The organism is Kitasatospora sp. GP30, assembly GCF_029892145.1.
Taxonomy (GTDB): Bacteria; Actinomycetota; Actinomycetes; order Streptomycetales; family Streptomycetaceae; genus Kitasatospora; species Kitasatospora acidiphila.
In genome coordinates, this window is the sequence record NZ_JARZAH010000074.1 from 1 (window position 1) to 13,327 (window position 13,327).

The following is a 13,327-nucleotide window of genomic DNA, read 5'->3' on the forward strand; positions in this document are numbered from 1 at the left end:
GGGCCCCACGGCCCCGGGCGGCGGGGGGCGGGGGCGCACCCCCCCCCCCCCGGGCGCGGGGGCGGGGGCCCCCCCCCACCCCGCCCCCCGGGGGGGGGGCGGCGCCCCCCCCCGGGGGGGGGGGGGGGGCCGCGGCATGCCGCACCGGGGAAGCTTCAGCGGTAGATATTTGACAAACTGAAGCACTTCTCGGATCGTTACTTCAGTCGATTAACTGTCGCGTGTCTGAAGCAGTCCTCGGGCTGTCCTGGCACCCGTGTGAAGGAGCCATCCGTGAGTGAGGCCGCCCAGCCCGCCGCCACGGCCGTGAAACCGAGCAGTGCCCGGGTGCTGCCCGCTCTGGTGCTGGCGATGCTGGCCTACAGCGTGATCCAGACAGCCGTGGTGCCGATCCTGCCTTCGCTGGCCAAGGAGCTGAACGTCTCCGGCTCCAACATCACCTGGCTGATGACGGCCAACCTGCTCTCCGCCGCCGTGCTCACCCCGCTGCTCGGCCGCTTCGGCGACCTGCGCGGCCGCAAGCCGATGCTGCTGATCTCGCTGGCCGGCCTGGTGCTCGGCTCCGGCCTGGCGGTGGCCACCCATTCCTTCTCGATGCTGGTGGTCGCCCGCGTGCTGCAGGGCGCCGGCGGTGGCGTACTGCCGCTGGCGATCAGCATCGTCCGTGACGAGCTGCCGCGCGAGAAGGTCACCGGCGGTGTCGCCGCGATCAGCGCCTCGATGGGTGTCGGCTCCGGCCTCGGCCTGGTCGCCACCGGTCTGCTGCTGGAGCACTGGGACTACAAGTCGATCTTCTGGATGGGCCTGATCGCCGGTCTGATCGCGGTGCTGCTGGTGATGGTGCGGGTGCCCAAGGACCCGGTGGTCGACCGCGCCGGCGGCGCCGACCCGCTGGGCGCGCTCACCCTGGCCGGCTGGCTCTCCGCGCTGCTGGTCGCGGTCAGCCGCGGCAACGAGTGGGGCTGGACCTCCACCAAGACCCTGGGCCTGTTCGCCGTCGCCGCCGTGGTCGCGCTGATCTGGGGCATCGTCGAGGTCAAGGTCGCGCACCCGCTGGTGGACATGAAGATGATGGCCCGTCCGGCCGTCGCCTTCACCAACGTGGCCGGCCTGCTGATCGGCTTCGGGATGTACGGCTCGTTCCTGGTGATCAGCAACTTCACCCAGACCCCGGCCAAGCTGGCGCACTACGGCTTCACCGCCACCGTGCTGCACGCGGGTGTGCTGCTGCTGCCCTCCGCACTGGGTTCGATGGTGGCCGCCCCGGTCGGCGCCATGCTGATCGCCCGCCGCGGTCCGCGCCTGCCGCTGGTGCTCGGCGGCGTCTTCGGTGCCGTCTCGATGGCCTACCTGGCACTGCGTCACGGCACCGAGGGTGACATCTACTTCGCCTCCGGCCTCTTCGGTCTCGGCGTCGGCATGGCGTACGCGGCGATGCCCGCCTACATCAACGGTGCCGTGCCGGCCGAGCAGAGCGGTATCGCCAACGGCATGAACGCGGTGCTGCGCACCGTCGGTGGTGCCATCGGCACCGCGGTGATGGGCGCCATCCTGACCGGGGACTCCATCAAGTTCCCGCCGCAGATCGCCAAGATGATCCCGATGCAGATCCCGACCCTGGACGCCTACAAGCACGCCTTCTGGGTCGCCGCCGCGCTCTGCCTGATCGCCGCCGTGGTGCCGTTCGCGATCCGCACCGCCCGGCCGAGCCAGCCGCCGGCCGACGCTCCGGCTGCTCCGGCCAAGCAGCCCACCAAGACCGGCGCCTGACGAGGTTGCCGTAGCCGGGGCCGCCCAGGGATCGGCCGCCCCGGCACCCACTGAGCCCCCATCCGGCATCCCGGATGGGGGCTCACGGCTGTTCGGACGGTCCGCGCGGGCGCAGCGGCAGCGGCTCGGCGGGAGTCAGCGCCGGATCCTCGATCCGGAAGGTGCGGACCCGACCCGGCGGTGAGTCGGGGGTCTCGAAGCGCACCGTCACCCGGCCCACCCCGCTGCCCTGCACCCAGCCGCGCCCGTGCTCCGCGTGCACCACGTCCTGCCCCGGCAGCCAGACCTGCTCGCGGAACGGCTGCCCGGCCGCGGCCGTCGGCGGGGCCTCGGCGTCGGACTCGTCCGACTCGTCGTCGCCCTCCCCCTCCTGTTCGGCGAGCTCGGCGGCGGCCTGGGCGAACAGGTCCTCCTGGGTGTACTCGGCGAGCTGGGAGACGCCCACCCCGAGCAGCCGGATGCCGCCGGCCAGGCTCACCTGCCCGGCCAGCCGGCGGGCGGTGCCCGCGATCACCCGGGCGTCGTCGGTCGGCCCGGGCAGCGTCTCGGACCGGGTCAGGGTGGAGAAGTCGAACCGCCGGACCTTGATCACCACGGTGCGCCCGGACCGCCCGGCCGCCTTCAGCCGGCGCACGCAGCGGGCCGCCAGCCGGTCCAGCTCGAAGAGCACCTGGTCGCGCTCCATCAGGTCGACCTCGTAAGTGTCCTCCACCGAAACCGACTTGGCGTCCCGGTCCGGCACCACCGCGCGGCCGTCCAACCCCCGGGCCATCAGCGCGACGCCACTTCCGTGCGCACGGCCGAGCAGCCGGACCAGCTCCTCCTCCGACTGGTCGGCCACCTCGGCGACGGTCAGCAGCCCGGCCCGGCGCAGCGCCTGCTCGGTCGCCGGGCCCACTCCCGGCAGCGCCCGGACCGACAACGGCCCGAGCACCGCGCGCTCCTGACCCGGCGTCACCAGTACCAGCCCGTTGGGCTTGGCCTGCTCGGAGCCGATCTTGGCCATCAGCTTGGAGGAGGCCGCGCCGACCGAGGCGGTCAGCCCGGTGGCCCGCTCGATGTCGGCCCGCAGGTCCTCGGCGATCGCCCGGATCAGCTCGACACCCTCGGCCAGGGTCGCCTCGGCCAGCACCGGACCGTACAGCCCGGCCGCCAGGTCGACATAGGCCTCGTCCACGCTCAACTGCTCGACCAGCGGCGACAGCTCCCGCAGCATCGCCATCACCAGCTCGCTGATCTCCCGGTAGGCGACGAACCGGGGCCAGAGGTAGGCGGCGTTGGGGCAGAGCCGGCGGGCCACCGCCATGGCCATCGCCGACCGGACCCCGAAGACCCGGGCCTCATAGGAGCAGGTGGAGACCACGCCGCGCTGGCCGAGCCCGCCGACGATCACCGGCTTGCCGCGCAGGCTCGGCTTGGCCGCCTGCTCCACCGAGGCGAAGAAGGCGTCCATGTCGAGGTGCAGGATGCTCGGCAGGGGGCGCACACCATTGATGATCGCGCACGGGTACGACAACCGGGCTCAGCGGCGGCCCGAGGAATCCGCCAGGGCTCGGGTCACACCGGGGTCGGACGGCCCGAGCAGCGCCGGGTCGGGCGTGAAGACCGCGCTGAACAGCGCCTTCCCGGCTCCCGGCAGCTCCCGTACCGACCCGGTGTACCAGGTCAGGTCGTGCGGCTCCGGCGCCCCGACCGCGTAGGCGTCGATCCCGGCCGCCCGGCAGAGCGCCAGCGCCCGGCGCACGTGGTAGTCCGTGCTGACCAGCACCGCGTGGTCCACCCCGAAGATCCGCCGCGCCCGGGTGCAGGAGTCCCAGGTGTTGAAGCCGGCGTAGTCGCGCACCACCTTGACGGCCGGCACCCCGTGGTCCACCAGGTACTGGTACATCGCGCCCGGCTCGTTGTAGTCGGGGTGGCTGTTGTCGCCGGTCACCAGGATCGCCTGCACCTTGTGCGCGCGGTACAGGTCCAGGGCAGCGTCCAGCCGGGCCGCGAGATAGGGCGAGGGCTCCTCGCCGACCACCTGGGCGCCGAAGACCACGGCCACCGGCTCGGCCGGCACATCGGCGACGGTGCGGATCCGCGAGCTCTGGGTGAGGAACTCCCAGCCGCTGGGCACCAGCGCCAGCAGGCAGGCGAGCACCATCACCTGGAACGCCCGCCGCTGCCGTCGCCGCCCGCGCAGCACCCCGGAAACCCGCATGATCCCCCCTTCGGCCGGACCGCCATGATCCGTCGTCAGGAGCGGACGACCGCCGACGTCCGAGTGGTTCCCGCGGGCCGCGGAAGTGAGCGGCCGTCAGACCGCGCGGTTGCGGCGGCGGGCCAGCTCGTCGGCCGGATCCTGTCCGAGCAGGGTCTCACCGGTGTCGGTGCGCTCGGCGTGCAACCGCCCGAGGGTCACCTCCAGCTCCTGCCAGACCGCGCCGACCGCGATCCCGAAGACACCCTGGCCGCCCTTCAGCAGATCGACCACCTGCTGCGGGGAGGTGCACTCGTAGACCGTGGCGCCGTCGCACATCAGGGTCAGCCCCGCCAGCTCGCCGAGCTCGGTGGACTGCAGGTGGCTCACAGCCACCCGGATGTTCTGCAGCGAGACGCCGGCGTCCAGCAGCCGCTTGACGATCTTCAGCACCAGGACGTCGCGGAAGCTGTAGAGCCGCTGCGCGCCGGCCGGATAGGCGGTGCGGACGCTGGGCTCCAGCAGGCCGGTGCGGGCCCAGTAGTCCAGCTGGCGGTAGGTGATGCCGGCCGCCGCGCAGGCGGTCGGGCCGCGGTAGCCGAGCAGGTCGGAGGAAGGGCCGATCCGCTCGATCGCGGGCTGCCCGGCCTGGACCGCCGGAAAGCGGCCGACCCGGGGCAGCTCGGCCACCGTCTCGGCGGCCTGCGTGGGGAACGGCCTGCCGCCCAGGCCCCGGCGCTCCCGGGGCAGATGGAGGGCGCACGGGCCCGTCACGGCCGCCTCATCGCCGCTGCTGCTCATGCCAACCTCCGTCCATCGGTGCTCCGGCGCCGGGATCGGGGCACGCCCCGGCTGCCATCCATGACGGTAGGCAGTGGTCCGAGACGCGTCAACGATCGCCACGCCGGACCGGCGAAGCGTCATCACTCACACGAGTGGTTTCGCGTGCCCCTAGTGTGGGTAGGACCGAACACTTTGGCAAAACAGCTGATCGACTGCGGGTCGAACACGACCGGAGTGTGGGCGAAACGGCCGATCGGGAGCCCGGGGCCGGACTACTGGGCGTTGCCGCCGAAGTCCTCCGGCGACACCTGGTCGAGGAACTCGCGGAACTTCTCGACCTCGTCCTCCTGCTCGTCCGGAATCGCGATCCCCGCCTCCGCGAGCACCGCCTCCGCGCCGTAGATCGGCGTGCCGGTGCGCAGCGCCAGGGCTATCGCGTCCGACGGACGGGCACTCACCTCGACCCCGCCGGCGAAGACCAGCTCCGCGTAGAAGACGCCCTCGCGCAGGTCCGTGATCCGCACCTGGGTGAGCTGCTGGCCGAGCGCGTCCAGCACGTCCTTGAAGAGGTCGTGCGTCAGCGGGCGCACCGGAGTCATGCCCTGCTGGGCGAAGGCGATCGCGGTCGCCTCGCCGGGGCCGATCCAGATCGGCAGATACCGATCGCCCCCCACTTCGCGCAGCAGGACGATCGGCTGGTTGGAGGGCATCTCCACCCGGACACCCACGACGTCGAGCTCATTCACAAGGCAACCCTATGACCCCGGGGCGAGATAGGAAAGCGCGGCCGGGTCCGGCCGGGACACTACTGCCCCCGGCCACGGAGTCCGGCCTGCACCATGGTGGCGTGCAGCCGCACCGCCAGGGTGGCCAGCTCGCGGGCCGTGGCCTCGGCGTGCGCCCTGGTCTGCGGGTTGCGGTGCCGGCGCAGCGGGGCCACCACCTGGTCCACCAAGGCGATCTCCCGCTCGGCGGCGGCCTTCACCTGGCGCAGGTGGCGCGGCTCCAGGCCGAACCGGCCGAGCTCGGCGACCAGCCGGGCGATCTGCAGGGTGTCAGCGTCGTAGCCGCCGTCCGGACCGGCCGCCACCAGGCCGTAGGACTCCCATTCGGCGAGGTCCCGCTCCTCGGCTCCGGCCGCGGCCAGCAGCTCGGCCCGGCCCAGCCGGACGCCGCCGGCGGGCGCCTCCAGCTCCCGGTCGGCCTCGTCGCGGGGGCCGGGGCGGGCGTCGGCGCCGGGCAGCGCGGGCGGGGCCTCGCCGCGTTCGATCGCGTCCAGGTGCTCGCGGATGACCCGCAGTGGCAGATAGTGGTCGCGCTGCATCCGCAGCACATAGGCCAGCCGCTCCACGTCGGCCGGCCCGAACTTGCGGTAGCCGGACGGGGTGCGCTGCGGTTCGACCAGTCCCTCCGCCTCCAGAAAGCGGATCTTGGAGATGGTGACCTCGGGGAAGTCCTCGCGCAGGCAGGCGAGCACCGCGCCGATGCTGAGCAGCTCCGCCCCGCGCCGCTCACCGCCGTGCGGCTGCACGGCCCCGGGGCGGCGGGGGGATGTCACGGTCTGATTCGAGGTCATTCGCGCTCTCCTGCCGACGTCGTGTGCGACCCCCGCCTGCCGTGCCCGTCCGTGCCCGAAAAAGAATGCCCCGCCGATGGCACCGGGCCGGCCGTGCGGCCGACCCGGTGGCGTTGGATCAGTAGTGCTGCGGTCCGGCGAAGAAGACCAGCCGGTACTTGCCGATCTGCACCTCGTCACCGTTGTTCAGCGCGACCTCGTCGATCGCCTCCCGGTTGACGTACGTCCCGTTCAGGCTGCCCACGTCGGCGACCGAGAAGCCGCCGCCGGGCTGCCGGCGGAACTCGACGTGCCGGCGCGAGACGGTGACGTCGTCCAGGAAGATGTCACCCTGCGGGTGGCGGCCGGCCGTGGTGACATCGGCGTCCAGCAGGAACCGGCTGCCGGAGTTCGGCCCGCGCAGCACGATCAGCAGCGCCGAGCCCGGGGGCAGCGCGTCGATCGCGGCCAGCATCTCGGGCGAGAGCGCCGGAGTGGCGCCGGTGCTGGTGGCGTTGGGGTCGTAGGACTCCAGGCCGGAGATCGAGATGGTCGAGGTGGTCTCGACCGCGCTCTCCGCACCGGCAACCCGCAGCGGCGTCCCGCAGTTGTTGCAGAACCGCGCGGAAGCGGGGTTGTGGTTACCGCAGCGCGGGCAGACGATCTGGCCGGTCATGTTCGCAGCCTCCTGGCGCGGCACTCCCCCAGGGACGTGCCCGGCGTAGGAATCCGAGCCAAACCCTCCACCAGAGGTTGAGGGTCCTGCCGGGAAACCTATGCGCGGCGAACCCGAGGGGTCAACCGACGCGCCGTAGCCGCCGTCACGGAAAAGCGGCCGGTCACCGGCCGTCTGGTAGCCGTCCTGCGGCGCCGGGCGCATGCCGGGGAGCTGGCCGCCCTCGTCCTCCCGGCGGTGACGCGCGGTGGGCGCCTCCGCCGCGGCGGCGCGGCGGTTGTTACGGCCGAACAGCTTCGAGAAAAAACTCACGGGCGAATCCCCTTGCGTGAAACAGACCCGCCCGCGGGGCAGGGTGAGAAGCTCGGACAAGCCGCCGATCCGGCCGCCGGCCGGCGCAACGACAACAGTGGTACTGCACAGTGTGGCCGACGGCGTTCGCGGCCGACGCACCGGGGCCCACTCAACCACGCAGGTGAGCGGTGGTGCAGCCGACGGACCGTCAGCGCAGGTCTTTGGGAGGAGGGCGGGCGGCGCGTCACTTCGCCGCCGGTTTGGCGAACTGCTGCGGAGTCGGCACCACGAGCGCGTCCACCGTCACTTTCTGCTGCTCCGAGATATTGGTGGCCACCTGCTCCTTCTCCAAGGTACGGACGATGCCGCCCGGGATGTTCAGAGCAGGTGTCAGATCCTGCGGGTTGCCGATCACCGTGAACCGATAGGGCTGTGCCACGGTCTTGCCGTCGATCTGCACGCCGCCGGACGGCACGTCGGTGAAGTAGGTGTGGGCCACCACGCGGACATCGTTGATCTGAATCGCCTCCGCCCCCGCCGCTCGGAGTTCCTGCAGGGTGTCCAGCAGCATATCCGCCTTGACCTGCCCTTGGGGGTCATCGACCGTCAGTACGATGCCCGGACCGGTCGCCTTGACCGTCCCGGCCAGCACGCCGAGCTCCAGAGCCTTCTGCCGGGTCTGCTCCTGGGCCTCCTTGGCCTGGTTGGAGCTGCTCTGCAGCTGGGTCAGGGACTGGTCGAGCTGGGACTTCTCCTGCTGTAGACGCTGCTGACGGCTGTCCAGTTCGTCGAGGATCCGAACAAGATCCTCCTGGCGGGCACCGCGCAGGGCGCTGTGGTCGTTGGTCGAGCGGACCTGGATCGCCAGGCCCAGGCCGAGCGCGAAGAGCAGCAGGGCCACCACCAGCTGGCCCCGGGAGATGCGGGGCGGCCAGAGCGCGCTGCGCAGGCGCTTGCGGCCGTCGGAGGGGGCCTGGGGGTGCTCGGCGGGCGGCTGGGGCTCGGGCTCGGGCTCGGGCTCGGGCTCGGGGGCACGATCGGGGTCGGCGGCCGGCTCCGGGTCTGCGGCCGACTCGGGCTCGGGGGTGGGCTCGGGGTCAGGGGTGGTGCCGGGTGCCTGCTCCGGCTCGGGCTGCTGCTCGTCCTCGGTTTCGTCCGGGTTCACGTCGTCCTGGTCGCTCATGCGCGCCCGCCCTCAGGCCCGGAACACATGGCGCCGGATGGCCGCCGCGTTCGAGAAGATCCGGATGCCCAGCACCACGACCACGCCGGTGGACAGCTGCGAGCCGACGCCCAGCTGATCGCCGAGGAACACGATCAGCGCGGCCACCACCACGTTGGAGAGGAAGGAGACCACGAAGACCTTGTCATCGAAGTTGCCGTCCAGCATCGCCCGCACTCCGCCGAAGACCGCGTCCAGCGCGGCCACCACGGCGATCGGCAGGTACGGCACGACGGCCGACGGCACGGAGGGCTGCACGAACAGCCCGACGACCACTCCGGCCACCAGGCCCAGTACGGCGATCACGGCTTGGGAACTCCTGTCGTAGAGGACGTGGAAGGCGCGGCGGAGCTGCCGGCGTCGGGGCCGGCCGGGCTGGGGCTGGACGGAGTGGAACCGGACGCCCCGGGGCCGGGGCCGGATGTACTCGGGCTGGGGCTCGGCGACTCCGGCACCGCCAGCCGCAGCGTGAAGCCCACCGCGGCCGGCAGGTCCACAGCGTGCTGGCCGCTGACGGTCGCCTTGATACCGAAGTTGTCCTGGAGGAGCCGCAGGTAGTGACCGCCCATGCTGTCCTGGAAGGCACCCGGCAGCCGCTTGTCGTCCCCGACGGCGAGCAGCGTGTACGGCGGCACCAGCGGACGGTTGTTCACCAGGATCGCGTCGCCCGCGGCCCGGATCGGCGAAAGTGCGGTCAGCCGCTGCCCGTTGATCGCGATCGCCTCCGCCCCGGCCTCCCAGAGCCCGTTGACGACCAGTTGGAGGTCCCGGTCGCGCAGCCGACCGCCGCCGAAGCCGCCCGAGGTGCGCGGATCTATGCCGCCGTCCGTACTGCTGTCGGACGCGTCGGATATCACCAGCTTCACCCCCGGGCCGGTCACCGCCCCGGTCCCCACGGTGCCGTTCAGGGCGGTCAGTCCGGTGTCCCCGCCGCTCTGGCTCAGCGCCCGCTGCTGTTGCTGCTCGACCTGGGTGCGGGCCGCCTCGACATCGCGCTGCAGCTTGTCCGCGGCAGCGGTGGCGTCCGTGACCCGCTTGACCAGTGCGTCCTTCTCCTTGGCCAGCGCCGGCTCGGACTCGTGCGCATTGACCCCACTGACCGTCACCACCACGGCGGCCAGCGCCAACCCGAGTGCCAGCACCAGCTTGCCGCGGGTGGTGGTGGGCAGTCGGCGCCGGCCCTCCTCGCCCCGGGCCCGGGCGGCCGCGGCGTAGCCCTCGTCCAGGCTCTGGTCCATCACCGTGTTCAGCAGCGTCATCGAGGCGTCGGGACGGGTGTAACGGCCGTTCCGCTCGTTCGGTGATCGCGTCGCTGGCATGCGGGACATCGTCGCACGGCAGCGCGCCGCCGGGCGAACAGCCCCCGTGGCAGGGGGCCTACGCCCGGCAGCGCACTCGCCGCACGGTGTTCGGGGCCGTCAGCGCCCCGCGCCGTCGACCACCGCCGCCCACTCGTCGAGCAGTGCCTGGGTGGCCTCGTCGTCCGGCCCCTCGGCCCAGAGATGGGTGACCGCCTCGGCCGGGTCGGGCAGCACCAGGGTCCACCGGCCGTCGGACTCGACGACCCGCACACCGTCCGTGGTGTCCAGGGTGCGGTTGCCCGCCGCCTCGACCACCGCGCGCATCACCTGGCCCTTGGCCGCCCACGGGGTGGCGACGTCCCGCCGCTGAATGTGGGCCTGCGGGATCCGGGCGTCGATCTGACTGAGCGTCAGTTGGGTCCGCGTCACCAGGCCGACCAGTCGGACGAAGGCCGCCGCGCCGTCCAGCACGCCGCTGAACTCCGGCACCACATAGCCGCCGCGCCCGTCACCGCCGAAGATGGTGCCGTCGGCGGCCGCCGCCTTGGCCAGGTCGTCCGGCGAGGTACTGGTCCAGCGCACCTGGGTGCCGTGGTAGGCCGCGACCTGCTCGGCGATCCTGGTAGTTGTCACGGGCAGCGCGACCTGGCCGGTGCGCCGCTCGGCGGCGACCAGGTCGAGCAGCACCAGCAGCGCGCGATCGTCCTCGATGACCCGGCCCAACTCGTCGACGAACGAGACCCGTTCGCCCACGGTGTCGAACCGCACCCCGAAGGCCGCCCGCGACGAGGACACCAGCGCGCCCAGCCGGGCCAGCCCCGCACGGCGCTCGTCGGCGTCCTCGGTCGGCCGGGCTTCGTCCAGGCCGCTGTTGACGCTCAGCGCCTCCACGCCGAGCCGGCCCAGGATGCTCGGCAGAACGAGCCCGGCGCTGCCGTGCGCGGTGTCGACCACCACCTTGAGGCCGGCCTCCCGCACCCCGCGGGTGTCGATGGCCCGCAGCAGGCTGCCCGCGTAGGAGTCGAAGACGCTGGACGGGAAGGTGAGGTCACCGATCTCGCCCGGGAACGCCCGGCGGAACTCCTGGCGGGCGTAGACCCGGTCGAGCTTGCGCTGCCCGGCCTGCGAGAGGTCGGCGCCGCGCTCGTCGAAGAAGAGGATGTCCAGCGAGTCGGACACGCCAGGGGTGGTCCGCAGGAAGATCCCGCCCGCACTCCCCCGCGCCGTGTGCACCCGGGCCACCGGCAGCGGCACGTTCTCCAAGTCCCGGACGTCGATCGCGCTGGTCTGCAGCGCCGAGATCATCGCTCGTTTGAGCGCACGGGCACCACGCGAGTGGTCACGCGCGATGGTGACGGTGGCACCCTTCTTCAAGGTGGTCGCATAGGCACCGGCCAGCCGCACCGCCAGCTCCGGGGTGATCTCCACATTGATGATGCCGGAGACGCCTCGGGCGCCGAACAGGTGCTCCTGCCCGCGCGACTCCCAGATCACCGAGGTGTTGACGAAGGCGCCGGCCTCGATGGTCTTGAACGGGTAGACCCGGACCGCGCCGGCGATGATCGATTCCTCACCGATCAGGCACTCGTCGCCGATCACCGCGCCGTCCTCGATCCGAGCCGCGCGCATCACATCGGTGTTCTTGCCGACCACGCAACCGCGCAGATTGGTCTGCGGCCCGACGTAGACGTTGTCGTGGATCACCGCCTTGTGCAGGAACGCGCCGCGCTTGACGACCACGTTGCTGCCCAGCACGGTGTGCTCCCGCAGCTCCACGCCGGCCTCGACCTTGGCGTAGTCGCCGATGTAGAGCGGGCCGCGCAGGATCGCCTCCGGATCCACCTCGGCGCCCTCGGCCACCCAGACGCCCGGGGAGATCTCGAAGCCGTCCAGCTCGACGTCGACCTTGCCCTCCAGCACGTCGGCCTGGGCCTTGCCGTAGCTCTCATGGGTGCCCACGTCCTCCCAGTAGCCCTCGGCGACGTAGCCGTAGACCGGCTTGCCCTCCTTGAGCAGCTGTGGGAAGACGTCACTCGACCAGTCCACCGGGGTGCCGGCCGCGACATAGTCGAAGACCTCCGGCTCCATCACATAGATGCCGGTGTTCACGGTGTCGGAGAAGACCTGACCCCACGTCGGCTTCTCCAGGAAGCGCTCCACCCGCCCGTCGTCGTCGACAATGGTGATTCCGAATTCCAGCGGATTGGGAACACGCGTCAGACAGACCGTCACCAGAGCGCCCTTGCTCCGGTGGAAAGCGATCAGCTCGGTAAGATCAAAATCCGTCAGGGCATCTCCGGAGATCACCAGAAAGGAGTCGTCACGGAGAGCGTCCTCGGCGTTCTTGACGCTGCCGGCGGTGCCGAGCGGAACCTCCTCGTTCGCATAGGTGAGGTTCATGCCGAGCTCCTCGCCATCACCGAAGTAGTTCTTCACCAGTGAGGCGAGGAACTGGACGGTGACCACGGTGTCGGTGAGGCCGTGCCGCTTGAGCAACCGAAGCACATGCTCCATGATCGGGCGGTTGGCGACCGGTAGCAGCGGCTTCGGCATGCTCGAAGTCATCGGGCGGAGACGGGTTCCCTCGCCTCCTGCCATCACAACGGCTTTCATTGCGGGTGCGTCCTCCTTCACGGCAATGGACTCCTCATCCATCAAACCGTTCCAGGACACCTCTACCCGGCTGAAATCATCCGACTCGCGGATCCGCGCGAAAAGTCGGCCCGATTAGCCTCCCGGCTAGCCGCCCGTGACAGTTCCCTTGACGATCTGTCGCGTCTGCATCGCATAGAGGATCGCCGCCCACCAGTAGAGCACGGTGCCCCATCCGATGAAAGCCCAGCTGACCGCGGCGGCCGTGCTGTGGATCCACCCATGGCCCTGACCGAGCAGCAGAAGCGGAAAGGCGTACATCAGATTGAAGGTCGCCGCCTTGCCGAGAAAACTCACCTGCAGCGGACCGTATCCATGCCGGTTGAGAATCGGCAGCAGTGCGCTGATGAACACGTCACGTGCCACCAGGATCGCGGTCAACCACCACGGCAGGATGCCGCGCCAGGTGAGGCCCAGCAGCGTCGAGAAGATGTAGAGCCGGTCGGCCAGCGGATCCAGCAGCTGTCCGAGCCGGCTGATCTGCCCCCACCGACGGGCGAGCTTGCCGTCCAGATAGTCGCTCACCCCGCTGAACGCCAGGATCAGCAGCGCCCAGCCGTCGTTCTTGGGCCCGCCGAACTCCGGCCAGAGAATGAGCCACAGGAACACCGGCACCCCGACCAGTCGGGCCATGCTCAGCATGTTCGGGATGGTGAGGACGCGGTCGGTCTGGACGCGCCTCTCCTGGACCTCCACCCGGGGGCCTCCTCTGTCCGTACGGCGACTTTCTGGGCCGACTTTACCCGGCCGTGCGAGTGAACGCGAAGAAGCCCCCACCGAGACCGTTGGCCCGGTGAGGGCTTCTTCTGAAGAATTGTTCGGCGGCGTCCTACTCTCCCACAGGGTCCCCCCTGCAGTACCATCGGCGCTGTAAGGCTTAGCTTCCGGGTTC

General features: G+C 71.2%; 12 protein-coding genes and 1 rRNA gene. 1 reads left to right on the top strand and 12 read right to left on the bottom strand.

Annotated features, from left to right (window positions below; all coding sequences use genetic code 11):
* The first annotated feature begins 273 nt into the window (after positions 1 to 273).
* Entirely contained in the window at positions 274 to 1,770 is a 1,497-nt protein-coding gene (locus P3T35_RS39580) for an MFS transporter (RefSeq protein WP_101379081.1), read from the top strand.
* 82 nt (positions 1,771 to 1,852) lie between these two features.
* Here the strand turns inward: P3T35_RS39580 and P3T35_RS39585 are convergent, their stop codons facing one another.
* The 12 genes from P3T35_RS39585 to rrf form a co-directional block, all read right to left on the bottom strand.
* Positions 1,853 to 3,256, bottom strand: coding sequence for a DNA polymerase IV (locus P3T35_RS39585; RefSeq protein ID WP_101384839.1), 1,404 nt, complete (start codon positions 3,254 to 3,256; stop codon positions 1,853 to 1,855).
* Positions 3,257 to 3,292: 36 nt separating this feature from the next.
* The gene (locus tag P3T35_RS39590; RefSeq protein ID WP_101379082.1) at positions 3,293 to 3,973 is read right to left on the bottom strand and encodes an ElyC/SanA/YdcF family protein; all 681 of its coding nucleotides are present in this window, start codon (positions 3,971 to 3,973) and stop codon (positions 3,293 to 3,295) included.
* 96 nt (positions 3,974 to 4,069) lie between these two features.
* A complete protein-coding gene (locus P3T35_RS39595) occupies positions 4,070 to 4,753 on the bottom strand; it encodes a MerR family transcriptional regulator (RefSeq protein WP_280709732.1) in 684 nt (227 codons plus the stop codon).
* 254 nt (positions 4,754 to 5,007) lie between these two features.
* Positions 5,008 to 5,481, bottom strand: a complete 474-nt coding sequence (locus P3T35_RS39600; protein WP_101379083.1) for a bifunctional nuclease family protein — start codon at positions 5,479 to 5,481, stop codon at positions 5,008 to 5,010.
* A gap of 59 nt (positions 5,482 to 5,540) precedes the next feature.
* A complete protein-coding gene (locus P3T35_RS39605) occupies positions 5,541 to 6,311 on the bottom strand; it encodes a MerR family transcriptional regulator (RefSeq protein ID WP_101379084.1) in 771 nt (256 codons plus the stop codon).
* Positions 6,312 to 6,429: 118 nt separating this feature from the next.
* Positions 6,430 to 7,170, bottom strand: coding sequence for an FHA domain-containing protein (locus P3T35_RS39610; RefSeq protein ID WP_280709751.1), 741 nt, complete (start codon positions 7,168 to 7,170; stop codon positions 6,430 to 6,432).
* 334 nt (positions 7,171 to 7,504) lie between these two features.
* Positions 7,505 to 8,443, bottom strand: coding sequence for a DUF881 domain-containing protein (locus tag P3T35_RS39615; RefSeq protein ID WP_101379086.1), 939 nt, complete (start codon positions 8,441 to 8,443; stop codon positions 7,505 to 7,507).
* A 12-nt stretch (positions 8,444 to 8,455) separates the two neighbouring features.
* Complete coding sequence (locus P3T35_RS39620) at positions 8,456 to 8,788, bottom strand: small basic family protein (RefSeq protein ID WP_101379087.1); 333 nt, start codon at positions 8,786 to 8,788, stop codon at positions 8,456 to 8,458.
* The gene (locus tag P3T35_RS39625) at positions 8,785 to 9,801 is read right to left on the bottom strand and encodes a DUF881 domain-containing protein (RefSeq protein ID WP_280709735.1); all 1,017 of its coding nucleotides are present in this window, start codon (positions 9,799 to 9,801) and stop codon (positions 8,785 to 8,787) included. The genes P3T35_RS39620 and P3T35_RS39625 overlap by 4 nt, the downstream gene beginning before the upstream one ends.
* Before the next feature lie 99 nt (positions 9,802 to 9,900).
* A complete protein-coding gene (locus P3T35_RS39630; RefSeq protein WP_101379089.1) occupies positions 9,901 to 12,396 on the bottom strand; it encodes a sugar phosphate nucleotidyltransferase in 2,496 nt (831 codons plus the stop codon).
* 126 nt (positions 12,397 to 12,522) lie between these two features.
* Positions 12,523 to 13,131 carry a CDP-alcohol phosphatidyltransferase family protein gene (locus P3T35_RS39635; RefSeq protein ID WP_101379090.1) on the bottom strand — a complete coding sequence of 203 codons (609 nt, stop codon included), beginning with the start codon at positions 13,129 to 13,131 and terminating at the stop codon, positions 12,523 to 12,525.
* Between the two features lie 120 nt (positions 13,132 to 13,251).
* Positions 13,252 to 13,327: ribosomal RNA gene (gene rrf / locus P3T35_RS39640) — 5S ribosomal RNA — on the bottom strand; the annotation flags it as partial.